Below are 26,069 nucleotides of genomic sequence, written 5' to 3' on the forward strand. Positions count from 1 at the left end.
AAGAATATAATTCTGATTTATGTTTTATTTGCGAAATTAAAATTCTTTTCGACCTCTGAATTGATCCGCCATGAAATATAAAATATGGCTATTGGAGGTTAAGTAGCGCTTGTCTTACGGCGTTGTCGCTTTGGTTTGCAGCCTTGTAATAGCCTACATCGCCCAGATAATAACGGCAAAGCAAGGCTTTTAAATCATTCAGGATCACATTTTTCGAATTATACAATTGAAAACGATCTATGGCTACATTTTTACGTTGAAGATATCCTATAAAGTCTTTAAAGTCGTTGTCGTTTATAGTAAAGATATTGATATTCTGCTCTACAAAACTTGCGCTATACTTATTGGTAAGTACATTAAATACATAATCAGAAAGCACTTTTTTGCTCACTAAATTGCTGTAAAACTTATTGTAGCCACTGGTGTCTAATTTTACAAATACATCAGGCTGAATACCACCAAGAGGTTTGATCTTTCTGGCGGGCTGAACGGTTACGCCCTCTGTTTTCTCAATAGAATCCTGAAAAGAGGTTCGGTCTCCGGTAAGCTCACCGTCCGTCATGCGTTCGTCTAATTCATGCTTGTAGGCGTCGTAACCTTTTTTATACGATTTTTGAATACTGCGACCAGATGGTGTGTAATATCTAGCGATGGTTAAGTTCAATGCAGAGCCGTCGCCAAAAGCAAATTGCTCTTGTACCAGGCCTTTGCCAAAAGAACGGCGGCCCACAATAATTCCGCGCCCCAGATCCTGGATGGCTCCAGCTACAATTTCGCTGGCCGAAGCGGTATTTTCATTGATCAGGACAGCCAGTTTGCCATTTTGAAAAGCACCAGTACCCGTAGAAAAATAATCGGTACGTGGCTCATGTTTACCCTGTGTATATACAATAAGTTTGTTCTCGGCTAAAAACTGATCGGCCAAACCTGTAGCTGCGGTAAAATAGCCGCCCCCATTATCGCGCAAGTCGAGAATCAGTTTTTTCATGCCTCTTGCTTTCAGGTTATTGGCTGCAACAGAGAAATCGTTATCGGTATTGGCGCCAAACTTACTGATCCGTACATAACCTGTTTCGTTATTGATCATATAAGCAGCATCAATACTACTGATGTTTACTTTGCCTCGTGTAACCATAATTCGGTTACTTTGAGGAGCCCCTGGGTGTAAAAGCACTACGCTCACACCTGTTCCTGATCTGCCTTTAAAACGGCCGGTAAGTTGGTCTTTTGGTAAATTTCTCCCACTTACAACTGCTGTATCGATACTCAGAATTTTATCGCCCAGTTTTATCCCAGCCTGGTAAGCAGGACCATCTTTAACCACACCGGTAACCATCATGGTGTCGTTGAGCATATAATATTCTATGCCCACACCCTCAAAGTTCCCTTCCAGGTTATCGGTCATATCCTGCGCATCGGTTGGCGGCAGGTAAACACTATGTGGATCGAGTTGGTGTAAAACGCTATCTATAGGTAAGTTTTGAAGCGAATCGGTATTGATGTCATCAACATAATTACCGTTGATGATGTGTAAGATCTCATTTAATTTCTCATCGCTGTTGCTGGCGAGTTGAGGGCTCTTTTTAACGCCAAAGCCTTGATCTTTAATAAATTTTATGCCCAAAAACATACCCACTATTAAAATTACAGAATAGCTTGCAGCGATCAGTATGTTATGTCGGGTGTTTTTTTTCATTAGCGTTATTGCAAATTTATGAAAATTAGCGAGTTGATATATTTTTTAACTGCATTTTCATGTCTTTTGTTTATAATATTTAACATTAATCAACCCGATGGAACGATAGGTTGAAATTTATGACAGATATTTTTGGGTTTTTAGGGTAGTTTTTAGAAAGAATTTACCGAATTTTATCAAAATTAAATTTATGAATAGAGTTACCGAGCAAGAATCTAACTATAACCACATCGATCAGATGTCGGTGTTAGAAGTTTTGCAGGGCATTAATAACGAAGATAAAACTGTAGCATTTGCAGTTGAAAAATCTTTGCCTCAGATCGAAAAATTAACATCGGCAGTGGCCGAGCGAATGAAAAAAGGTGGTCGTCTTTTTTATATCGGTGCAGGTACAAGTGGCCGTTTAGGTGTAGTAGACGCATCAGAATGCCCACCTACATACGGTGTTCCTTTTGATTGGGTTGTTGGAATTATTGCAGGTGGAGATACGGCGATTAGAAGAGCGGTAGAATTTGCTGAAGATGATGCCGAACAAGCCTGGAAAGATCTTCAGGAATTTGAAATTAACGAGAAAGATTGTTTGGTTGGCCTGGCAGCGTCAGGTACTACGCCTTATGTAATCGGCGGATTAAACACGGCACGTAAGCATGGTATTTTAACAGGTTGCATCGTTTGTAATACAGGTGGACCTATTGCTGCAGAATCGGATTTTCCGGTTGAAGTGGTGGTTGGCCCTGAGTTTGTAACGGGCTCTACCCGCATGAAATCTGGTACGGCGCAAAAAATGGTGTTAAATATGTTAAGCACTACCGTTATGGTTCAGTTGGGGCGTGTAGTTGGCAATAAAATGGTCGATATGCAGTTAACCAATCATAAACTGGTAGACCGCGGAACACAAATGGTTGCCGATGAGCTAAATATAGGTTACGATGAAGCAGCTGAGTTGTTAACCCGTTATGGAAGTGTACGTAAAGCAGTTGAAGCAGGACACTAAGAAATGAGAGAAGGATTGAATGAAAGAATTAGTGAATGATGGAATGAAAGAATGATTGAAGGATAGGATGATATAATGTAGAAACGATCTTAACATTCACTCTTTCAAAACTCAATCACTTATCTAGTCACTCATTCAAAATTCAATCCTTCAATAATTAGAAAGAAGTATGCACGAAATTGAGCCTTATTACCAGTGGAGAGATGATTATATTTCGGCAGAAGATGAGCGTTCGCCGTTTTACAATACCGAATATTCAGAACTTTACTTCGATAAGCAGATTTATAATTTTTTACTGCACCCGCAATGGGACGAGTTTGGTTCGAATACCTTGTACATGAAGGTGTTATACGCCGATTATGATCGCAGTTATGCCGTTATAGAATTTATAGGCGAGTGGAACGATGCCATTAACAACGACATTATGCTGCTGAAACGCGATATTTTAGAGATGATGATGGATGAAGGCATTAATAAATTTATCCTGATCGGTGAAAATATACTTAATTTTCATGCCTCTGATGACAGTTATTACGAAGAGTGGTTTCAGGAAGTAGAAGATGGCTGGATTGTTGGGGTGAATTTTCAGGAACACGTAATCACCGAGTTTCGCGATAATAACATCGATTATTACATTAACTTTGGTGGTGCATTTGATAATCTGCCATGGCGCACATTAAAACCGCTACAATTCTTTAAAAAAGTTGAAGAATTGCTGACAAAAAGATTAAACTAAATATTTATTTTTATATAGTTAAATACACAAAATTTAAAATGGAACAACAAAATTATCAATATCAGGACAACAGTGTTTTTGTACAGGAAAAATCTGTTTCTAAAAAATTCTTTGCAAACGTTTTCTTATGGATGTTCGTGGCATTGAGTTTGTCAACAGTAGCCGCCTATTTGTTTGGTACCAATGAGCAGTTAATGCAATACCTTTTAAATATTAATCCAACAACTGGTAAAGTGAGCATGTCAATTTTTGGTTATGTAGCAATGTTTGCACCGCTCGGCCTGGTTTTATTAATGGGATTTGGTTTAAGTAGATTATCATTACCAGCGTTAATTGGCGTTTTTGTACTTTATTCAGTATTAACTGGAGTTAGTTTAAGTTTTATCTTGTTAACTTATACTTCAGGTTCAGTAGTGAGCTGTTTTGCTGGAGCTGCCGGAATATTCGGAATTATGGCATTTATGGGCTATACAACTAATATTGATCTAAGTAAATTTGGGCCGATTTTAATGGTTGGAGTAATTGGTTTAGTGATTGCCAGTGTAATAAATATGTTTGTTCAAAGCGAGCAGTTCAGTTTGTTTATGGCATTCATTGGTATTGCAATATTTACGGCATTAACGGCTTATGATGTGCAAAAAATCAAAAGAATTGGCGAAGGGATCGAAGCAAGCGGCGAGCAGGTTCTTCAGATTGAATCTAAAAAAATGGCTATTGTAGCTGCATTGTCCCTATACTTAGATTTCTTAAATATCTTTCTTTTCTTACTTCGTATTTTCGGAAGCAGAAAATAGTCATTAACAGAACAATATTCTTAAGGCCGTGCAGAATTGCATGGCCTTTGTAATTTTATTTGGTAGCAAAGCGATAAATTTTGGAATTGATGTTGCTTTGTTGCATTTTTGTATGCTTATTAAGAAAGACGGAGGGATTAGACCCAACGAAGTCTTAGCAACCTGTAACCATACAAGGTGCTAAATTCTATTCTGCAAATAGCAGAAACAGATAAGTTTAGGATTACGATTCACGTACCAACTTTTTAAATAAGCCTTTTAGAGACTTGAGATTATAGATTTGAGACTATAGATCTGAGACCATAGATTTGAGACCGTAGATTTGAGATTTGAGACATAGCGTCTACCCAATTTCATATATCTGAAGTCTCATATCTCATATCTCGTATCTGACATCTGACATCTCGTATCTCATATCTCAAATCTTACAACAAGAATGAGCATAAGAGAAGAATTAGAAAAACGTATTTTGGTGATTGATGGTGCAATGGGTACCATGATTCAACGATATACCTTAACCGAAGAAGATTTTAGAGGGGAGCGATTTAAAAACCATCCCTGTGATGTAAAAGGCAATAATGATTTGCTCAACATCACACGTCCGGATATTATTAAAACCATTCACCTGGAGTACCTGGCCGCTGGTGCCGATATTATCGAAACCAATACATTCAGTACACAGCGCATTTCCATGGCCGATTACCAGATGGAAGACCTTTCTTACGAAATGAGTTTTGAAGGTGCGCGGGTGGCAAAGGAAGCCGTAAATGAGTTCATGGCTGCAAATCCAGACCGTAAATGTTTTGTGGCCGGTGCTATTGGCCCAACCAACCGTACCCTTTCCATGTCGCCGAATGTAAACGATCCTGGTTTTAGGGCAGTCTATTTTGATGAGCTTGAAGCAGCTTATTATGAACAGGTGCGTGGTTTGGTAGATGGTGGTTCTGATGTATTATTAATCGAAACCATTTTCGATACTTTAAATGCTAAAGTGGCTATTGTAGCCATTAAAAAATATGAAGAGGTAATTGGCCGTAAACTGGAGATCATGATTTCTGGTACCATTACCGATGCCTCCGGAAGAACACTTTCAGGCCAGACTGCCGAAGCTTTCTTAAACTCTGTAATGCATGCAAAACCGTTAAGTATCGGTTTTAACTGTGCTTTGGGTGCTAAAGAAATGCGTCCGCATATTGAGGAGCTTGCTGCAAAAGCTGGCTGTTATGTTTCGGCCTATCCAAATGCAGGTTTGCCAAACGAGTTTGGGGCTTACGATGAGCAACCACACGAAACAGCACATTTGGTTGATGACTTTATTGCATCTGGTTTTGTGAATATTGTGGGTGGCTGTTGTGGTACCACACCAGAGCATATTGGCTGTATTGCCAAAAATGCGCGAAAAGCCGAGCCGCGCAAAATCCCTGTAATCGAACCTTATATGCGTTTAAGCGGGTTGGAGCCTGTAACCATCACCCCAGAAAGTATTTTTGTAAATATCGGTGAAAGAACAAATATTACCGGATCTCCCAAATTCTCTAAACTGATTTTGGGTGGCGATTACGAAGCTGCACTGGCCGTTGCCCTGCAACAGGTTGAAGGCGGTGCGCAGATAATTGATGTGAACATGGATGAGGGAATGTTGGATTCGGAAGCAGCAATGACCAAATTTTTAAATCTCATTGCCTCTGAACCTGATATTGCCAAATTGCCAATCATGGTCGATTCATCCAAATGGTCGGTTATCGAAAATGGCTTAAAATGTTTGCAGGGAAAAGGAATTGTAAACTCTATTTCACTAAAAGAAGGGGAGGAGAAATTCCGCGAAAGTGCACGCAAAATTATGCAATACGGTGCTGCGGTAGTAGTAATGGCTTTTGATGAGCAGGGACAGGCCGATAATTACGAGCGCAGGAAAGAAATCTGTAAAAGAAGTTATGATATTCTGGTGCACGAAATTGGTTTCCCGCCAGAGGATATTATTTTCGATCCGAACATTTTAACCGTTGCAACCGGATTAGAAGAACATAACAATTATGCTGTTGATTTTATAAACGCTACCCGTTGGATCAAAGAAAACCTACCTCATGCTAAAGTGAGCGGAGGGGTTTCTAATATTTCTTTCTCTTTCAGGGGGAATAATACCGTTCGCGAAGCAATGCACTCCGCATTCCTTTATCACGCCATTCAGGCTGGTTTAGATATGGGAATTGTAAACGCAGGGATGTTAGAGGTTTACCAGGAAATTCCACCCGAATTGTTAGAAAGGGTAGAGGATGTACTCTTAAACCGAAGAGACGATGCTACAGAGCGTTTGGTAGAATATGCGGATACCGTTAAATCGAAAGGTAAAGAGGTGGTTAAAGATGAAGAGTGGAGAAAAGGTTCTGTTGAAGAGCGGTTATCTCATTCTTTAGTAAAGGGAATTGTAGAATACCTGGATGATGATGTGGAAGAAGCCAGACAAAAATATGCACGCCCGATTCAGGTAATCGAAGGACCATTGATGGACGGGATGAACATTGTGGGTGATTTATTCGGTGCCGGAAAAATGTTCTTGCCCCAAGTGGTAAAATCGGCAAGGGTAATGAAAAAAGCTGTAGCCTATTTATTGCCATTTATCGAACAGGAAAAGCTGGATAATCCCGATCAGGATCAAAGTTCATCTGCAGGAAGAGTTTTAATGGCCACCGTAAAAGGCGATGTGCACGATATTGGAAAGAATATTGTGGGTGTAGTATTGGCTTGTAATAACTTCGAAATTGTAGATATGGGCGTGATGGTTCCTGCACAGGAAATCATCAAAAAAGCCAAAGAAATAAAAGCCGATATTATTGGTTTAAGTGGATTGATTACACCGTCACTTGATGAAATGGTTCACTTTGCCAAAGAAATGGAACGTGAAGGTTTTACCATTCCCTTAATTATAGGTGGGGCAACTACTTCAAGAATCCATGCTGCTGTAAAAGTAGCGCCAAATTATTCAGGACCCGCTATCCACGTATTGGATGCTTCCAGAAGTGTTACCGTTTGTAGCACCTTGATGAACCCTGAAACAAAAGATGATTATGTGGCAGGTATCAGGGCAGAATATGACAAAGCACGCGAAGCACATTTAAATAAGCGATCGGATAAACGTTTTAAAACCTTAGAAGAGGCACGTGCAAATAAATTTAAGATTGATTTTCAGCCCAACCTACCCGTTCCAGAATTTACAGGCACAAGGGTTTTCGATAATTATCCCTTAGAAGAATTGGTACCCTATATCGATTGGACGCCGTTTTTTCATACCTGGGAACTTCGTGGCAGTTATCCTAAAATTTTCGATGATAAAAATGTAGGCGACGAAGCGAAAAAACTTTTTGATGATGCACAGACTTTATTAAAACGCATCCTCGACGAAAAACTGTTAACAGCAAGAGCTGTAATCGGTTTCTGGCCAGCAAATGCTGTAGGAGACGATATTCAGTTGACAGTTGCCAGTGATCAGTTGTCAAATGACTCCGAACTGAAAACTGAGAACTCCAAACTGGTAACTATCCACACCCTCCGCCAGCAGGCCGAAAAAGTAGATGGGCAGCCTTATTATGCTTTATCTGATTTCATTGCACCGAAAGAAAGTGGCATTCAGGATTATTTTGGTGGTTTTGCCGTAACTGCAGGTATTGGGATTGATGAATTGGTAAATGAGTTCGAGTCCAATTACGATGATTACAATAGTATCATGGCTAAAGCATTGGCCGATCGTTTGGCTGAAGCTTTCGCAGAGCGCCTGCATGAACGTGTACGTAAAGAATATTGGGGTTATGCTCAGGATGAAAATCTGAGCAATCAGGAATTGATTAAGGAAGAATACGCAGGTATCCGTCCCGCACCTGGTTATCCTGCTTGTCCGGAACACACCGAAAAAGGAACTTTATTCCAATTGCTTGATGCGGAGAATAAAATAGGGTTACACTTAACCGAAAGTTATGCCATGTATCCAACAGCAGCGGTAAGTGGATTTTATTTCGCGCACCCCGATTCGAGGTATTTTGGATTGGGAAAAATTACCAAAGATCAGATTGAAGATTATGCCATCAGAAAGAATATGCCAATTGAAGAAGTGGAGCGGTGGTTGAGTCCAAATTTAGCTTATTAATATTGTCGATTTGTCATCCTGAGTGAAGCGAAGGATCTCAAAACGAAGAACATATAATTTTGATGTTTGCAGTCATCAGAAATAAGAACTGCTACAATGTTAGAGATGCTTCGTTAGCACTCAGCATGACACCCAAAAATAGGTTATGAAGATTACAGACCATATAAAAAACGCAAAGGGTAAAACCTTGTTCTCTTTTGAATTATTGCCGCCTATTAAAGGGCAAAGTATACAATGGATCTATGATGCGATAGAGCCGCTATTAGAGTTTAATCCTCCTTTTATTGATGTAACTTCGCTCCGCGAGGATTACATTTATAAAGAACAAGCCAATGGTTTGCTACAAAAGGTATCTTATCGTAAGCGTCCGGGCACCATTGCCATTTGTGCAGCCATTATCCATAAATATAAGGTTGATGCCGTTCCGCATCTCATTTGCGGTGGATTTACCAAAGAAGAAACCGAAAATGCGTTGATCGATTTACAGTTTTTGGGTATTGATAATGTTTTGGCTTTGCGTGGCGATGCCCGTAAGGCAGATGGGAATTTCGTGCCAACCCCTGGCGGACACTGTTATGCTACAGATTTGATCGAGCACATCAAGAACCATAATGAAGGTAAATTTTTGCATGAAGATGTAGAAACCTTTAAAAGTGATTTCTGTATCGGTGTGGCTGGTTATCCTGAAAAACATTTCGAAGCGCCTAACATGAGTACCGATTTCAAATACCTGAAAAAGAAGGTTGAAGCTGGAGCGGAGTTTATTGTTACGCAGATGTTTTTCGATAACCAGAAGTATTTCGACTTTGTAAAGAAATGCAGGGAAAACGATATTAATATTCCAATTATACCAGGTTTGAAGCCTATAAGTACCTTATCGCAGTTAAATGTACTGCCTAAGATTTTTCACATCGATTTACCTGATGAATTAACGGACGCGCTATCGCACGCTAAAAATAACAACGAGGCAAAAGAAATTGGCACCGAAGCCATGATTAAACAATGTAAAGAACTGATTGATTTTGGTGCCCCGGTGTTACACTTTTACACCATGGGCCGCCCAGAGCAGACCAAAAAGATTGCAAAAGCTATATTTTAGTCAAAAATCATCATCATTACGAGGCACGAAGATAACCGAACGAAGTGAGCTCATGAATGCCTTTAAAAACAACTGCAAAATGAATAATCCTACAACGATCGCTAATTAACCTGGCGCTTTAAGATTGTTTCGTTCCTAGCAATGACGTAGTTTCTTTATTACTTAAAATTACCATCATGAATAATCTAAATATCGACCAACAAAACCTTGATGCCATACTAACGGAAGTTAAACAACAGGGAATAGATTATTTAAACCAAATTCATGAACGGCCTACGGCAAGTTCCGCTGAAGTAGAGATTATCCGAGATTTAAGTGAGCAGGGGTTTGGTACTGTTGAAGCCTTAAAACAATTTAACCAGCGTTTCGAACCCATTATGGTGGCCTCGTCTGGTCCAAGATATTGGGGTTTTGTAACCGGTGGTACTACACCTGCCGCCATTGCTGGCGATTGGCTGTCGACTATCTACGATCAAAACACGCAAAGTGCAAAAGGTAACGGCGACGTTTCAGCCATCATCGAACTCGAAACCATCCAGTTATTACTTTCATTGTTTAACCTGCCCAAAGATTTTTTCGGTGGTTTTGTAACCGGAGCAACCTTATCTAATTTTACTTGTCTAGCTGTTGCCAGGCAATGGATTGGTAGACAATTTGGGAAAGATTTTGCCAGAGAAGGCATATCAGGTACGGTAAAAGTGCTATCGGCTACACCGCACTCTTCAGCCATAAAATCCTTATCAATGTTGGGCTTGGGAAGCGGCAATTTTATTCAGGTAAACGTAATGCAGGGTAATCGCGAAGCATTGGATATTGCCGACCTTGAACTAAAAATACAAGCCTTAAATGGCGAACCTTTCATTCTGATTTCCAGCGCCGGAACAGTAAATACAGTTGATTTTGATGATTTTGAAGCCATTAATACCTTAAAAGAAAAATATAATTTCTGGTGGCATATCGATGCAGCTTTTGGTGGTTTTGCCGCTTGTTCTCCCAAATATAATCACATGGTTAAGGGCTGGGGAAATGCAGATAGCATTACGGTGGATTGCCACAAATGGCTAAATGTACCTTATGAAAATGCCGTGTTTTTTGTGAAAGAAAAACACCAGTTGCTACAGGTAGAAACTTTTCAAAATTCAAACGCAGCATATTTGGGTAATCCGATGGAAAATTTCAGCTATTTAAATTTTCTGCCAGAAAATTCCCGCCGATTAAAGGCCTTACCTGCTTGGTTTACTTTAACAAGCTACGGAAAACAGGGTTACCAGGAAATTGTAGAAAGTAATGTTGAAGTGGCTTTACAGTTTGCAGATTTTATTGATGAAAATCCAAATTTTGAACTCTTGGCACCAGTACGTTTAAATACCGTTTGTTTTTCGTTAACAGATGAAAGTTTAGTTTCAATATTCTTGAACAAATTAAATGCAAGCGGAAAAGTATTTATGACCCCTACATTTTACAATGGGAAGAAGGGGATTCGTGCTGCTTTTGTAAACTGGCGGACCTCAGCCGCTGATGTTGAGCTGGCTAGGGCAGCTATGCTCGCAATTCTTACAGAACTTTAACCTTAAATTATTGTTTTAATGTTGTAGCATTTTATCTTTGTACCGATGAAATTAGATGGTCTTAAATATGTACTTATTGCCTGCATTGCGATAGTTTTTTTCTTAAAAGTAAGTCATGCGGTTTCGTATTTAAGCTATTCTGGCAATAACATTGAAGTTTTATCTACAAATGATGACGCGACAGAGAAGGAAGAAAAGAAAGTAGAAACCGAATATGCGGTGCAGCAAATCGTGTTTCATGGAGCTTTATATTTTCCTCTTCAAACTTCAAAAAAGGTGCTCATTCCTGATCATTCTTTCCAACTGGCTTACTTCCCAGAGGTTTTAACACCGCCACCTTCCGTATAAGCATATCTTTTTAAACTCCGTTTCGCAAAAACGGAACCAATTGTCTATTTTAAAAATTACAAATAATATATATGAAACGAGCAATTTCATTTGCAGTGTTATTAATCGCTGCTTCTTTAAAAATCAGTGCACAAGAAGTTGTGCAAAATAATGTTAAGCCGGTAGAAAATGCCCTTATTCAGGTAACTAAGCTACAACCGGTAAGTTTTAATTACGATAAAACCTGGGCAGAAAAACTAAAGCTATCCGCCAAACCGCAATATGGTTTTGTAGGTACTGAAGCTAAAACAGCTGTTCCTGAAATTGTTTCTGTACAGGCAAAAAGTTATGCATCAGGTAAAAACGCATTTAGAAATGCTACTATTACCAAGGTAGATTACGAGAGTTTAGTCCCGCTTTTGGTTGCCAGTATAAAGGAGCAACAGCAACAGATTGAAGCCCTGCAACGCGAGCTGAAAACACTAAAGTCGCAAAACACTAAGTAAAAATGAATCCCGATGAAAGTCGGGATTTTTTTATTCTCTGTCTTTTCAAGTTGGTCCGGGATTTACTGTTCGAAGTGCTTAAAAGGGAATGCACAGAGAAGTATGAAATAGGGATATTGTTTTATAAATACGTCATTCCCGCGCAGGCGGGAATCTTAATGCCCGTTACTTGCATTAGGATTCCCAATCAATCCGATCGCTATTGGGTTGGGAATGACGAACTTTCGAAAGTTACTTATTACCCTTTAAGCAAGTAACTTTTAAATTCTTCAAAATCCACACCTAACTGATCAGCATGTTTTGGTTTACTTTCTAAAGCTTTTACCTGTTCAGGGATCTCGATTTTAGTCGCAATATCTGCAGGGAAAATATCAGGAAATTTACAGGCATGTGCTGTAGATAAGAAAACTGCGGCACTTTCGTCCCTAGGATTTTCATTCCTGTATTTTTCAATTGCTAAATAGGCAATCGCAGTATGCGGACAAGCCACATAATTTAACTTGCTATCAATTTCTTTGATCCCTTCCAGTGTTTCATCATCAGTAAAACGATAAGAAGTAACCACTTTTTTGATGGCTTCTACATCCTGACTAAACAGATCCATAATGCGTACCCAATTGCTTGGTGCTCCTACATCCATCGCGTTCGAGTAGGTTTGTGTTGATGGTTTCGTTTCATATACGCCACTCTCTAAAAAGCGTGGAACGGTATCGTTAACATTGGTAGCAGCGATAAACTGTTTAACAGGTAATCCTAATTTATAGGCCAGTAAACCTGCGCCAATATTTCCGAAGTTTCCACTTGGTACTGAAAACACCACGTCTTTAAAGCCTTGCTTTTTTAGTTGGGCATAAGTATTGAAATAATAAAACGTTTGCGGAATTAATCGAGAAATATTGATCGAATTGGCAGAAGTTAATCTGAATTTAGCATTCAACTCATCATCTGCAAAAGCCTGTTTCACTAAAGCCTGGCAGTCATCGAAAGTACCTTTAACTTCAACGGCTCTGATATTTTCGCCATTGGTGGTTAACTGCAGTTCCTGTATCGGGCTCACTTTTCCCTCCGGGTAAAGAATAGTTACCCTCGTATTCGGCACACCCAAGAAACCCAAAGCCACTGCGCCACCTGTATCGCCAGAGGTAGCGACAAGAACATCCAGGAGTTGTTCGCCGTCTTTTAAGAAATAAGCCATCACACGGCTCATAAAACGGGCGCCGAAATCTTTAAAAGCCAAAGATGGACCGTGGAACAATTCGAGCACAAAGGTTTTGTCATCAAGTTTAACGGCTGGAGCTTCAAAATTAATAGCATCATCAATTAAAGCCTTTAAATCCTTGGCCGGAATCTCATCTTTTAATAAAGCCGAAGCTACTTTATAAGCTATTTCTGGTAAAGTGTACTGCTCAATATTCTGGATGAATTCGGGATCAAGCTGTGGAATTTCTACAGGCATATATAAGCCTTTATCCTGGGGCATGCTGTTAAAAACGGCTTCTTTGAAAGAAACACGTAAATCTTTATTGTTGGTGGAGTATAGTTTCATTTTAAGGTTTAGGGTTTAGTGTGTAAGGTTTAGGGTTATGGCGCAGTTACAACCCTACGCCTTAAGCCTTCTACTTCAGGCCTTATTTACATCACTCTTGGTCCTTCCGCATTAACCGGAGATACAAAAGCCTTGCTGTTAATATTTATTTTATGTAAATGTTGCTGTTGCGATTTTGTTATTTTTCTGGCTGTTTCTTCATCTTGAGTTAATGCGAAAACAGAAGGGCCTGAACCTGAAATTCCGAAACCGATTGCCCCATTTTCCATCGCCAGTTTTCTCATTTCTTCAAAACCTGGTATCAAGATCGAACGTGTTGGTTCTACCAGAACGTCTTTCATGCTCCTTCCAATTAAATCAAAATCATTCATGAACAATCCACTCACTAAACCTGCAACATTTCCCCACTGGGTAACCGCATCTTTTAATGCTACTTTACTGCGGATCATTTGGCGTGCATCTTTGGTCGGTACATCTACCTCTGGATAAACAATTGCCGCATACATGCCTGCAGGCGTAGGTAAAGAAATTACATCAAGCGGTTCGTAACTTCTCACCAGTACAAAACCACCCAACAATGCAGGGGCAACGTTATCGGCATGGCCATAGCCACAGGCAAGTTCCTCGCCTTTCATGGCAAAGGGAACCAACTCTTTGGTGCTTAATAAATCACCCATTAATTTGTTAATGGCAAACAAACCAGCTACTGTACTGGCCGAGCTTGAGCCCAATCCGCTGCCAATAGGCATTTTCTTGTGCAGTTCAATTTCTACACCAACATCCAAACGGTTTATATGCTTTAAATAATGTTGAACACTGGCGCTTACGGTATTTTTCGCTGCATCTAAAGGCAAACGGCCATCATCGCCAGTAATTCTTTTGATCACCACACCAGGTGTATCGGTAAATCGCATTTCAACTTCATCGCCAGGTTCGTTTACAGCGAAACCCAGTACATCGAAACCACAAACTACGTTTGCAACGGTTGCCGGAGCGAAAACTTTTATACTATTTTTCATTATTAATTGGCTTAGCTATTTGTTAAGCGTTATTTGGTTTAAATGATATTTCAAATGCACTAAGTAATCATCGATAAAAAAAGAAAGGGTGTGCATTTCTATTTTCCCTTTTCCTGTGTCGCAGGTGTTTTGAAGCTTTTTCTCTGGAATATTTTCAATTACCCGGCTAATCTGATGGTTTAATAACTTCCAGAGCATTATAACTTCCGCAATAGCTGCCTCCTGGTAGTTTTGGTTGTTTACCCATTCATCCTGATGATAAATAATTTTAACCCCTTGTTCGTATTGTCCAACAACCAAACGACGGATGTTGTTAACTGCACTATCTACCAAATGACCCAACAGTTCTTTTTTAGACCATTTTAAAGGCTGTGGTTTATCATTCCAGGCCTCATCCGAAATATTTTCGAAATCGATCATCGCCTGATTAACCAGGTGAAGAATCTCGTTCTTTTTGTCTAAAACCGAATTCATCTCGCTACTTATTTAAAGTACCTACGTTAATGATATCCGCAAAAACTCCGGCAGCGGTAACTTCTGCACCTGCACCAGGGCCTTTTACCACCAACGGGCGGGTTTTGTAACGATCGGTTGTAAAAGAGATAATATTATCACTTCCCGATAGCATATAAAAAGGATGACTGTCATCAACCATTTGCAGACTGATTTCTACACTTCCATTTTCAAGTTTACCGATGTAACGCAAAACTTTTCCATCGTTTGCTGCGGTATTCTTTAAATTTTCGAAGTAAGCCGCATTAGCCTGTAATTCAGAATAGAAATCTTCAACCGATGTAGCATTTAAGCAGGCTTCCGGCAAAATGTTGTCGATTTTTACGTCACTGGCTTCTAGCGGATAACCAGCATCACGGGCGAGAATCAGCATTTTACGCATAAAATCTTTCCCATTTAAGTCGTCGCGGGGATCTGGTTCGGTATAACCGAGTTCCTGCGCTTCTTTTACTGTTTCATAAAAACCGGCATTACCTTTAAAATTATTGAAGATGTAAGAAATGGTACCTGATAAAATCGCTTCAATCCGCGCTACCTTATCACCGCTCATCATCAGCTCGCGCAGCGTACGGATAATTGGCAGGCCTGCACCTACATTGGTTTCGTAATAAAAATCCACACCAAATTTACGGGCAGTATCTTTAAATGATTTATATTGGGCGTAATCTGCCGAGTTTCCTTTTTTATTGCAGGTTACTACCGAAATGCTGCTTTCGAATATACCCTGATAAAATTCTATTGGCGATTCTGCAGCGGTGTTATCTACAAAAACACAGTTTGGTAAATTTAGGGCTTTCATTTTGGCAACAAAACCCGCTAAATCTGCCTGCTCACCGTTTGTATTCAATTCTGCTTCCCAATTTTCTAACGAAAGGCCATCAGCGCTGAAAATCATTTTCCGTGTATTGCTGATGCCCGTTATCTTAACTTGTAGGTCGTTATTGGCCGCTAAGAAAGGCATCTGTTCCTTCAGTTGGGTAAATAAGGTTTTGCCAATGTTTCCTGTGCCCAGGCAGAAAACGTTTAAGGTTCTTTTCAGATCAGTAAAGAAAGCATCGTGCACCGCATTAACCGCTTTCGATAAATCGTCTTTGCTGATGATTACCGAAATGTTATATTCTGAAGATCCCTGAGCAATAGCCCTTACATTGATACCGTTGCGGCCTAAAGCGCTGAACAAACGTCCGCTCATACCTGGTGTACGTTTCATGTTTTCGCCAACAATGGCCAAAACTGAAAGGTTATTTTCAACTTCTGGCAGTTCTAGTTTTTTAGCGTCTAATTCCAGTTCAAACTCTTTTTTGATTAAAGAAATCGCCTGCGAAGCATCTGTTGGTTTAACAGCGAAAGTAATGCTGTGTTCTGATGAAGATTGAGTAATCAATACTACATTGATCTGTTCGCGCGAAAGTAGTGAGAATAATCTTCCGCTAAAACCTGCCTTACCAACCATACCACTACCCGTTAGGTTAATAATGCTGATATGATCGATAGAGGAAATTCCTTTTATGGGTAAACTTGATGTTTTAACATCACTTTTGATATAAGTTCCTGCGAAATCAGGTTCGAATGTGTTTTTAATCACAATCGGGATTTTTTTCATAAAAGCAGGAATCATTGTTGGCGGATAGATCACTTTCGCTCCAAAATAGCTCAGTTCCATGGCTTCGGTATAGCTTAATTCCGGTAACGAGAAAGCCTTTTTCACAATGCGCGGATCGGCCGTCATCATGCCGTTTACATCCGTCCAGATCTCTATTTCTTCGGCATTTAAAGCTGCACCCCATACCGCTGCGGTATAATCAGAGCCGCCACGGCCTAAAGTTGTTACCCTGCCTGCTGCATTGCTCGCTATAAAACCAGTAACAAAAAGTACTTTGTCTTTATTTTCCTGGTAAAAATTGTTGATCAGCATTTCTGTCAATTCGGTATCTACTTTCGCCTGACCGAAGTTGCTGTCTGTTTTAATCAGATCAGAACCGTTAACATAAAGCGCATCGCCGAAATTTTGAGAAGCAATATGGCTGATCATAAAGGTAGAACAGCGTTCTCCGTAACTTAAAATCTGATCTTTGGTCTGCAAGCTCAGTTCGCGCAGATTGGCCACAGCCTGTAACAGATCTTCCAGTTCGTTAAAAAAGATCTTTAAACGTGTAAACACAGGGTTTTGTGCAGCCGCAGGTAAAAGCGAGCGGATTACAGCAAAGTGTTTAGCTTCGATTTCTTTTAAATGAGCATCGTAATCTTCTCCACGCTCGGCCATTTCGGCCATATCGGTAAGCAAATTGGTTACACCACTCATTGCCGATAATACAACTACCGGGCTGTTCTTCTGTTTTTCTTCGCCAACCAGGCGTAAGAGGGTTTTAATGTTCTCGGCCGAACCTACGGATGTGCCGCCGAATTTAAGTACTTTCATTAGTCTATATTGGTTTTAACTGTTTGATGCTGTGCGGATAATTCATGGTTGCTCGTACAGGTTTCATTCAGCATGGGTTTAAAAAAAAAGCGTCCCGACTTTCATCGGGACGCTTTCTGTGTTTTATGTTTTTTCAATTTACAACAAATTAGCCCCGCTGGTTTATACCGGTGGTAATAATAATCGTTGTAATAATCGAAGTGTTAAAATTCATATTGTCTTTGTGTACTTTGTACGCCGTAAAGTAGGAGATTATTTTTTTAAAATGCAAATGTTTTGTGATTTTTATTTCGAAATTTCTATTAAAACGTTTAAGTAGATGAAATAGCCGCATTTTCTGAACCCGAAACCGAATCATTCCCCTTTGAGGGCTGCCCGCAGAGTGCAGTGGTTTGTAAGTGGTTTTAAATATCAGAAAAGATACTGTCGTAATTCTTCGGTTACGGCAGTCCTGCTAACCGCTATAGTCCCGATGGTGGTGCTGTTTTGTTGTTAGTGAAATCGGGAGCTGCCGCTTTTATCAGGTTTAGTTAAATTCGGGTTGTGGTACTATTTAAGTGGGTTACCTTTCAAGCGTCTAATTCCCCTCCACTAGAGGGGCGCCGTTTTTAACCACAGATGAGCACAGATAAACACAGATTTCATATCTGTGTGCATCCTTCCTCATCTGTGGTTTATTTATTTTTGTTCGTGCCGAATGGCTTAACTTAATGACAGAGAGAGGGGCGCCCTGGCGTGTGGTCAATATCTAATCATTTGGCAAACCGTCATTGATTTCAAAGCCTTACCTATTAAAGTTTAAACCAGCTAAAACCATTTAACAGATTTTACTTAGTGTAATTTTTTAATTTTTTTTACCTTGTAAAAATGAGTGTAAATATCTGTAAATAAAATGTTTACATAATAGTGTATTTGCTACAATATGTAAAAAATTACGCTCCAAAACTAGTTTTTGTCGGTGATAAGTATTTACCTTTGCTGTACTAACTAACTTATTGTTATGAGCAAAAAGAAACTGCAAACGCCAGATTTAAGCTATTTAAATCTAGGTGGAAACATTGCTGTAAAGTACCAATTATCTCCAACGGAATTAATTGATGATGCCTTATTAAATAAAGAAGGTACGCTGGCTGCTTCAGGAGCACTGGCGGTTGATACAGGAAAGTTTACCGGACGTTCTCCTAAAGACCGTTTTATTGTATGCGACGAAGTAACCGAAGATCAGGTTTGGTGGGGCGATGTAAACATTAAAATTTCTCCGGAGAAATTCGATCAGCTGTTTTATAAGCTAACAAATTACCTTGAAGATAAGAAAATCTATGTGCGGGATTCTTCAGCCTGTGCCAATCCGGATTACGATATATCCATTCGGGTAATTACAGAAACTGCTTATCAGAATCTTTTTGCTCATCATTTGTTTATCCGCCCTGAAGAAGATCGTTTGGGGGCCACACCAGAGTGGACCATCATTGCTGCGCCAGGTTTCTTGGCCGATCCGGCTATTGATGGCACCAGACAGGAAAACTTCTCCATCATCAATTTTACCAGGAAAATGATTTTGATCGGGGGAACTGGTTATACCGGCGAAATTAAAAAAGGAATTTTTTCTGTTTTAAACTTTATCCTGCCAGTATATAAGAATACGCTATCCATGCACTGTTCGGCCAATGTGGGTAAAAATGGCGATACCGCTATATTCTTCGGCTTGTCGGGAACGGGAAAAACCACCTTGTCTGCCGATCCCGAAAGAGGATTGATCGGTGATGATGAACATGGCTGGGGTAAAGATTCTGTATTTAATTTCGAAGGCGGTTGCTATGCAAAATGCGTAGACTTAACCGAAGAGAAAGAGCCTCAGATCTTTAAGGCGATCAAATTCGGCTCGTTGCTGGAGAATATTAATTTTTTTCCAGGCACGAAGGAAGTTGATTATAGTAATATCAGTAAAACGGAGAATACCCGCGTGGCTTATCCTATAGATTATATTGACAATGCGATTTTACCATCAATAGCGGCTGTTCCGAAAAATATCTTTTTCTTAACTGCAGATGCGTTTGGCGTATTGCCTCCAATTTCAAAATTGAATGTAGAACAAGCCATGTTCCACTTTATGAGCGGATATACAGCCAAGGTTGCAGGAACAGAAACAGGGGTAACAGAACCTCAGTTAACGTTTTCGGCTTGCTTTGGTAAAGCCTTCTTGCCATTGCACCCCTCTAGATATGCCGCACTATTGGGCGAGAAGATGGAAAAACACCAGGTAAACGTATGGTTAGTAAATACGGGTTGGAGCGGTGGAGCTTACGGCGTAGGTAAAAGGATGAAATTAAGTTATACCAGAGCGATGATTACGGCAGCGTTAAATGGAGACTTGGATCATAATAAATATAAGCAACATCATGTATTTAAATTGATGATGCCATTAAATTGTCCTGGGGTACCGGACGAAATTTTAGACCCCTCTAAAACATGGAGCAGTCAGGAAGAATACTTTTTGAAAGCCTACGAACTGTCGGATGCCTTTACAGAGAATTTCAAGGAGTTCGAACTGACAAAAGTACCAAAAAGCAGACACGAAGCGTTAAAATTATGTTAAATGCACTTTAAAATGCATTTTTTGAGCGAAAAATTTGCAATTCGATTTTTTTTTAGTTTTTATTGTGAAAGAATTGCCTCGGCTGGGGCAATTTTTTTGTTATACACCCTTGGTGATTTACCGAAACTAAATTCTAAGTAACGATTTAATTGCTTATTGATTTATTAATTTGTAATTTAAAATCAATTTATAAATTTGTTTTTCGCAACAATTTCGGATATGAAACGTTGAGTGTAGTACAAAAGAAAAAAACAGCTAAAAATTAAAAACAAGAACTAAAACTAAAATTTCAAAAAAAATGGCAAACGCACCAAAACCAACAACTGTTAAAAAAGAGAGCTCTTCTAGTGCTTCAAATGTATTTGCAACATTCGTTATTCCAATTTGTATTATCATTGGATTCTGTGTTTGGAGATTCGTATTCGGAGAAGGAAGTAACTTTATCGATGGTGACAGAGAAAAATTACCATTACCTGGTAACTATCTTGGAACAGCTTACAAAGGAGGTCCTATCGTAGCGATCTTAGTTGGATTACTATTAGTAGTAATTGTATTCTCTATCGAACGTTTCATCGTTATTGGTAAAGCAAGTGGAAAATCTAGCTTAGACACTTTCATTCGCAAAGTACAAGGTTTATTAAGCGCAGGTAACATCGAAGCAGCAAAAGCTGAGTGTGATAAACAAGAAGGTTCAGTTGCTAACGTAATTAAATCTGGCTTGAAAAAATACAGTGAAGTTGAAGCAGATACTAATATGGATGTTGAGCAATCAATCGTTGCAATCCAAAAAGAGGTTGAAGAAGCTACAGCTTTAGAAATGCCAATGTTAGAGCAAAACTTAACGGTAATTGCAACTTTGGTATCAATTGGTACATTAGTAGGTTTATTGGGTACAGTAACAGGTATGATCCGTGCATTCGCCGGTTTAGCAAACTCTGGAGCACCAGATCAGTCAGCATTAGCGGTAGGTATCTCTGAGGCATTGATCAACACTGCAACAGGTATCTTGGTTTCTACTGTGGCAATTATCATGTATAACGTATTAACTTCTAAAATCGACAAGTTAACTTACGCTATCGATGAGGCTGGTTTCAGCATCGTTCAAACATACGCTAGTTCGCATAAATAAGAATTTTGAAAAAATTTTTACCGGCTTTATGGAAAACCGGAAAAAAGATCATCATTATTAAAACTAGTAAAAAATATTATGCCTAGAATTAAAGTTAAAAGAACAAGTACAGTAACAGATATGACCGCCATGTGTGATGTGGCTTCATTGTTACTTACTTTCTTCATCTTAACTGCTACAGCGAGGCAACCAGAACCACTAGCCGTTTCTACACCTTCATCTACATATGAGTTTAAGGTACCAGTAGAAAACAATGCGATATTAACCATTGGGCAGGGTAAAGTTTTCTTCGAAGTAGCAGGGGTCAAAGTAAGAGCGAAAACATTAGAGCTAATGGGCGAACAGTACAAAATATCGTTCACTCCAGTAGAAATACAACGCTTTTCGTCGATAGGAAGTTTCGGTGTTCCGATCCAGAGTTTAAAATCTCTTATTGCCTTGAATGGGGCTGACCGTATGAAACCAGGGGTACAACCTGGCATACCTTCAGATTCGACTGACAATCAGTTAAATGATTGGGTGTTAAATGCCCGTAGAGCAACTAAGGAGCTTAATAATCAGGATATGCGTATCAGTATTAAAGGTGATGCAAAAGAAGAATATCCGGTAGTTAAAAAGATTATTGATGTACTTCAGAAACAAAGTGTAAACAAGTTTTTATTGGTTACCAACTCTGAAGCTAAAAAGAAATAAGAAATGGCAGAATTAAACACAGGCGGGAAGAAAGCCACCCCAAGGGTTGATATGACTCCGATGGTGGATCTAATGTTTCTTTTGGTAACATTCTTTATCTTAACAACAGTAATCTCAACGCCTCAAGCGATGGATATTGCAAAGCCAGATAAAAACGAAAAGTTACCTGAGAACAGATTGGAGCTGAAAGCGAGTAAAACAATGACTATTTTGTTGGGTAAAAGCAATAAAGTAGCATGGTACATGGGTGTAGCTGGTGAAAGCGCACCAACTATAGAATCTGGTTCACAAATCGAAGATGCTATTGTTAAAAATAGAAAAGCAGCTGATGCCTCAGGCGTTGCTGGAGACTTTGTTGTACTGGTAAAACCAACATCAGGTTCTACATTCCAAAACTTTGTAGATATAATGGATGAGTTGGAAATTCTTAAAGTTAAGGTTCGTCAGATCGACGATGATAACATCCTTGACAATGAGAAGCAGTTCATGAAAGAAAAAGGAATTTTATAATCAGTAAAACCAATAGTTATGTCGAAGTTAGATATATTCAGAAAAGAATGGCTTGAAGTGGTTTTTGCAGATAAAAACAAAACCTACGGTGCGTATCAATTGCGTAAAAGCAATGGTGCCAACACCTCTAAAGCATTAATTATCGGCTCTATTATATTTATTGTGTTATTTTTCTCTCCTAAAATCTATAGCCTGATTAAGGGCTCAATGGATCATGAAGATGAACAATTAAAAGCACAAGAAGTAATTTTAGCGCCACCACCACCGGTAGATCCTAAAACACCGCCACCACCGCCGGTAGAGCCACCCCCACCAAAGGTTGACCAGGTGAAAATGCCACCTCCAATTGTAAAACCAGATATTGAGGTTCGTGATGAACCACCTACGGTTGAAAAATTGAAGGAAGCTGATCCAGGTCAGAGAGATATCAAAGGTGATCCAACAGCTGATATTGTTATCGCTGAACCAGTGGGGGAAGGACCAAAAAGAGAAGCTGCTGTTGCGGTTGATGATAATAAAGTTTACGACTTTGTTAGTATCGAGAAACAACCAGAATTCCCAGGAGGTATCTCTAAGTTTTATGGATACTTAAGTAAAGCAATTAAGTACCCGCCAATGGCACAAGAAAACAACGTTCAAGGTAAAGTGTTTTTATCTTTCGTTGTTGAAAAAGATGGTAAATTAACTGATATCACAGTTACCCGTGGTTTGGGTAGCGGAACTGATGAAGAAGCCATCCGTGTATTGAAAGCTAGTCCACGTTGGAACCCAGGTATCCAAAATGGTAAGCCGGTAAGGGTAAAATACAACATCAACGTTAACTTTACATTGAACTAATAGTAGATGTTAAATTTTGATATTTTTAAGCAAAAATCGCCTAAACAGCGGTTTTTGCTCATTTTAGGCCTTGTCATGTTTGTTTTTTATGTGGTATTGGGCTTTGCATTTATATTTTATGAACCAATTGCTCTGCGCTTAAGCACCATTCCGCAATGGGGCCGCATCGCAATCGGTATCTTTTTAATTATTTATGCATTCGTAAGACTTTTAAGCCTTGGGAGGCGCGATTAATCATTTCAATGAAAAATTTCCTTTTAATATTTTGTGTATTAGCTTTACTTGTATCCTGCAAACGTAAGAATAAAGCCAATGCAGTTAAAGAAACCAGAACAAGCGGTACCTTGAAAATATTGGTTGATGAAAGTGTTGGGCCGATTGTTCAGGATCAGATCGATATTTTTAGTCTGGATTATCCGGATGCAAAATTTCAGACAACGGTAAAACCTGAAGAAAAATTATTGCCTGCCTTTCTTAATGATAGTGTAAGGGTAATTGTTTTGCCAAGGTTATTAACCAAAGCAGAAGAAAAATATTATAACCAGCGTAATATTAAAATCAACTCTTCGCGTTTTGCTATTGATGGTATTGCTTTAATTACCAATCAGGGCAATATCGATAGCACAATTAACGTTAAAGAGGTGATTGATATATTACAGGGGAAGAAATCAGATAAAAAATTGGTCTTTGATAACGCTTATTCAAGTACCTTTCAATATTTTAAAGAGTTGGCCCATATCAGCCAATTTCCAGCTACAGGTGTTTACTCTAAAAATTCTAGCAAAGAAGTAATTAAACTTATTGCAGAAGATAAAGATTTTATTGGTATTTTGGGCGTGAATTGGATCACTGACAAGGATACAGAGATGAGCGAATACCTTTCTCAGATAAAAGTGCTGGGCGTAAAGAATGTAAAAGGCAAGGTAGGAGACGATCAGTTCTACAAACCAACTCAAGATAACTTAATTAACGGTGTTTATCCTTTCTTAAGAAATATAAATATTATAGATTGCGAGGGAAGAGATGGTTTAGGCACAGGATTTGCAACATGGTTAAGAAGTCAGAGGGGACAATTGATTGTACTTAAATCTGGACTTGGCCCGCATAAGTTAATGCCAAGACAAATTAACCTGACAAAAGGAAATTAAATTAAAAATTATAAATTGAACCACGAAGTAAATCTAAAGAGACACTTCATTTTTATTAAATAAAAAAACAGAATATCCGATGAAAATTTTAAAGAAAGCAATAACCTTAAATGTAGGTTTGGTGTTGATGGGTTCTGCAGTTTTTGCTCAAGATTTAAATGACGCGAAAAAAGCCATCGACGCGGAGCAGTATCAGAAAGCATCATCAATGCTTAAGTCATTGGTGAGCTCAAAAGCATCAGATGGTAATAACTATTACAATCTTGGTTTGGTTTACTTAAAAACCGGTTATATCGACTCTGCCAGAGCCGTATTTACCAAAGGTATTACCGCTGATCCAAAAAACAACTTAAACTTAATTGGTTTAGGTGAAGCAGATATGTTATCTAATAACCCAACTTCTGCTAAAACTAACTTCGACAAGGCTGTAGCTTTGGCACCAAAAGATTACAAAACTTATTTGTACATCGGTAAAGCTTATTTAGCTCAGGATAAACCTAGTGATGATGTATCTAAACCTGATTTTACTAACGCTTTGGCTAATATTACCAAAGCTGATGAATTAGATTCTAAAGATAAGGATGCAGAAGTTTTCTTGGCACAAGGTGATGCCTATGCGTTACAGAAAAAAAATTCAGAGGCATTAGGCCCTTATATGCGTGTTGGTGATGTTGATCCAAACAACAGAAGAGCTAAAACACAGATTGGTAAAATGTACAAAGAATCTAGGGCTTTTCCTGAAGGTGAAAAAGAGTTGCAAGATGTAATTGCTGCTGATGCAAACTATGGCCCTGCTTACCGCGAGTTAGGTGAGTTATATTTACAGTGGAGTAGCTTTGGTACAGATAAAGAAAAAGCAGCAAAAGCGATTGAGAATTATAAAAAATACATGGATTTAACTGACAAATCTTTAGAATCTCAATTGCGTTATGCTCAATTCTTATTTTATGCAAAAGATTTCAAAACCTTAGAGCAAGTAGCTACTGCATTGCAGGTTCCTGCAAATGATCCTAAAGGAATTGTTGTTTCAAGATTAAAAGGTTGGGCTGCTTATGAGAATAAAAATTATCCTCAAGCCCTAACTTACATGACAGAATTCTTTGCTAAGGAAAAGGATAAATCTAAGATTTTGGGTAATGATTATCTATATTTAGGTAAATCTCAATTGCAAGCCGGACAAGATAGTTTAGCAGTAATGAATATTATTGAGGCTGCAAAAATTGATTCAACAAATGCAGATGCCTTGGCTGAAGCTGGTTTGTCTTTGATGAAAGCTAAGAAGTATGGTAAATCTGCTGAACTTTTTCAAATGGCTATTAAGTACAATCCAAACGGAAAAGGTTCATTAACAAATTACTATTACCTGGGTCAAACCAGATTCTATGAAGCATATATGGCTCAAAAAGAGAAAAAGCCATTTAATACAACTGCTTTAGTTGAAGCTGATTCTGCTTTAAGTCACTTGAATAAAGTTTCACCAGAATTTGCACTTGGTTATTTTGTAAGAGGAAGAATTGCAAATTTGGTAGATGACAAAGCTAATCCAAAAGGAACTGGAATACCTTACTTTGAAAAATATGTTAGCCTAGTAAAACCTGAAGAAGTAGCTGCAAATAAGACTAACTTATCAGAATCTTATAATAATATTGGAGCCTGGTATTCAGATAAAGATAAAGCTAAGGCTATTGATGCTTTCACTAAAAGTTTAGCATTAGATCCTGCAGACACTTATGCTGCGGCTAGATTAAAAGAGTTGCAATCACCTGCACCTGCTGCAAAACCAAAAGCTAAAGGCAAATAA

At 39.0% G+C, this 26,069-nt stretch carries 20 protein-coding genes and 1 riboswitch; of the genes, 15 read left to right on the forward strand and 5 right to left on the reverse strand.

All coding sequences use genetic code 11. From position 1 onward, the window contains the following. Window positions 1–88: 88 nt before the first annotated feature. On the reverse strand, window positions 89–1,696 hold the full coding sequence (locus ACTJKN_RS12220; protein ID WP_440825304.1) for a S41 family peptidase: 1,608 nt from the start codon (window positions 1,694–1,696) through the stop codon (window positions 89–91). A gap of 190 nt (window positions 1,697–1,886) precedes the next feature. On the opposite strand from ACTJKN_RS12220, the gene murQ reads away from it, so the two are divergent. The 8 genes from murQ (at window position 1,887) to ACTJKN_RS12260 (ending at window position 11,858) form a co-directional block, all read left to right on the forward strand. Continuing rightward, the gene (gene murQ / locus ACTJKN_RS12225) at window positions 1,887–2,690 is read left to right on the forward strand and encodes an N-acetylmuramic acid 6-phosphate etherase (RefSeq protein ID WP_131028100.1); all 804 of its coding nucleotides are present in this window, start codon (window positions 1,887–1,889) and stop codon (window positions 2,688–2,690) included. 169 nt (window positions 2,691–2,859) lie between these two features. Beyond that, window positions 2,860–3,426: a hypothetical protein gene (locus ACTJKN_RS12230; RefSeq protein WP_230142287.1), complete on the forward strand. Its 567-nt coding sequence runs from the start codon at window positions 2,860–2,862 to the stop codon at window positions 3,424–3,426. Window positions 3,427–3,464: 38 nt separating this feature from the next. Next, entirely contained in the window at window positions 3,465–4,220 is a 756-nt protein-coding gene (locus ACTJKN_RS12235) for a Bax inhibitor-1/YccA family protein (protein ID WP_440825306.1), read from the forward strand. A gap of 113 nt (window positions 4,221–4,333) precedes the next feature. Then, window positions 4,334–4,438: riboswitch (SAM riboswitch) on the forward strand. 218 nt (window positions 4,439–4,656) lie between these two features. Continuing rightward, window positions 4,657–8,358, forward strand: coding sequence for a methionine synthase (gene metH / locus ACTJKN_RS12240; protein ID WP_440825308.1), 3,702 nt, complete (start codon window positions 4,657–4,659; stop codon window positions 8,356–8,358). A gap of 145 nt (window positions 8,359–8,503) precedes the next feature. Then, window positions 8,504–9,457, forward strand: coding sequence for a methylenetetrahydrofolate reductase [NAD(P)H] (metF, locus tag ACTJKN_RS12245; protein WP_108197393.1), 954 nt, complete (start codon window positions 8,504–8,506; stop codon window positions 9,455–9,457). 176 nt (window positions 9,458–9,633) lie between these two features. Beyond that, the gene (locus tag ACTJKN_RS12250) at window positions 9,634–11,025 is read left to right on the forward strand and encodes a pyridoxal phosphate-dependent decarboxylase family protein (RefSeq protein WP_440825311.1); all 1,392 of its coding nucleotides are present in this window, start codon (window positions 9,634–9,636) and stop codon (window positions 11,023–11,025) included. Window positions 11,026–11,070: 45 nt separating this feature from the next. Next, window positions 11,071–11,373: a hypothetical protein gene (locus ACTJKN_RS12255; protein ID WP_440825313.1), complete on the forward strand. Its 303-nt coding sequence runs from the start codon at window positions 11,071–11,073 to the stop codon at window positions 11,371–11,373. Window positions 11,374–11,444: 71 nt separating this feature from the next. Further along, window positions 11,445–11,858 (forward strand): tail fiber domain-containing protein, encoded by a 414-nt coding sequence (locus ACTJKN_RS12260; protein ID WP_440825315.1) that lies wholly within the window; start codon window positions 11,445–11,447, stop codon window positions 11,856–11,858. Between the two features lie 238 nt (window positions 11,859–12,096). On the opposite strand, the gene thrC is transcribed toward ACTJKN_RS12260, so the two are convergent. The 4 genes from thrC to thrA all read right to left on the reverse strand — a co-directional run bounded on the left by thrC (window position 12,097) and on the right by thrA (window position 17,355). After that, window positions 12,097–13,404 (reverse strand): threonine synthase, encoded by a 1,308-nt coding sequence (thrC, locus tag ACTJKN_RS12265; protein ID WP_440825317.1) that lies wholly within the window; start codon window positions 13,402–13,404, stop codon window positions 12,097–12,099. 86 nt (window positions 13,405–13,490) lie between these two features. Continuing rightward, on the reverse strand, window positions 13,491–14,423 hold the full coding sequence (locus tag ACTJKN_RS12270; protein WP_440825319.1) for a homoserine kinase: 933 nt from the start codon (window positions 14,421–14,423) through the stop codon (window positions 13,491–13,493). 15 nt (window positions 14,424–14,438) lie between these two features. Then, complete coding sequence (locus ACTJKN_RS12275) at window positions 14,439–14,897, reverse strand: DinB family protein (protein ID WP_440825321.1); 459 nt, start codon at window positions 14,895–14,897, stop codon at window positions 14,439–14,441. A 4-nt stretch (window positions 14,898–14,901) separates the two neighbouring features. Next, on the reverse strand, window positions 14,902–17,355 hold the full coding sequence (gene thrA / locus ACTJKN_RS12280; RefSeq protein ID WP_440825323.1) for a bifunctional aspartate kinase/homoserine dehydrogenase I: 2,454 nt from the start codon (window positions 17,353–17,355) through the stop codon (window positions 14,902–14,904). A 1,000-nt stretch (window positions 17,356–18,355) separates the two neighbouring features. On the opposite strand from thrA, the gene pckA reads away from it, so the two are divergent. The 7 genes from pckA (at window position 18,356) to ACTJKN_RS12315 (ending at window position 26,069) form a co-directional block, all read left to right on the forward strand. Further along, complete coding sequence (gene pckA / locus ACTJKN_RS12285) at window positions 18,356–19,951, forward strand: phosphoenolpyruvate carboxykinase (ATP) (RefSeq protein ID WP_440825325.1); 1,596 nt, start codon at window positions 18,356–18,358, stop codon at window positions 19,949–19,951. Window positions 19,952–20,249: 298 nt separating this feature from the next. Continuing rightward, on the forward strand, window positions 20,250–21,080 hold the full coding sequence (locus ACTJKN_RS12290; protein ID WP_057931433.1) for a MotA/TolQ/ExbB proton channel family protein: 831 nt from the start codon (window positions 20,250–20,252) through the stop codon (window positions 21,078–21,080). A gap of 78 nt (window positions 21,081–21,158) precedes the next feature. Continuing rightward, window positions 21,159–21,773, forward strand: a complete 615-nt coding sequence (locus tag ACTJKN_RS12295; RefSeq protein ID WP_440825328.1) for a biopolymer transporter ExbD — start codon at window positions 21,159–21,161, stop codon at window positions 21,771–21,773. A 3-nt stretch (window positions 21,774–21,776) separates the two neighbouring features. Further along, window positions 21,777–22,283: an ExbD/TolR family protein gene (locus ACTJKN_RS12300; RefSeq protein WP_138819651.1), complete on the forward strand. Its 507-nt coding sequence runs from the start codon at window positions 21,777–21,779 to the stop codon at window positions 22,281–22,283. A gap of 18 nt (window positions 22,284–22,301) precedes the next feature. Further along, on the forward strand, window positions 22,302–23,120 hold the full coding sequence (locus ACTJKN_RS12305; RefSeq protein WP_215129967.1) for an energy transducer TonB: 819 nt from the start codon (window positions 22,302–22,304) through the stop codon (window positions 23,118–23,120). Between the two features lie 242 nt (window positions 23,121–23,362). Next, window positions 23,363–24,268, forward strand: coding sequence for a PstS family phosphate ABC transporter substrate-binding protein (locus ACTJKN_RS12310; RefSeq protein WP_440825331.1), 906 nt, complete (start codon window positions 23,363–23,365; stop codon window positions 24,266–24,268). A 79-nt stretch (window positions 24,269–24,347) separates the two neighbouring features. Further along, window positions 24,348–26,069 (forward strand): tetratricopeptide repeat protein, encoded by a 1,722-nt coding sequence (locus ACTJKN_RS12315; RefSeq protein WP_440825333.1) that lies wholly within the window; start codon window positions 24,348–24,350, stop codon window positions 26,067–26,069.

This window comes from Pedobacter sp. 22163 (genome assembly GCF_052045595.1).
GTDB lineage: Bacteria > Bacteroidota > Bacteroidia > Sphingobacteriales > Sphingobacteriaceae > Pedobacter.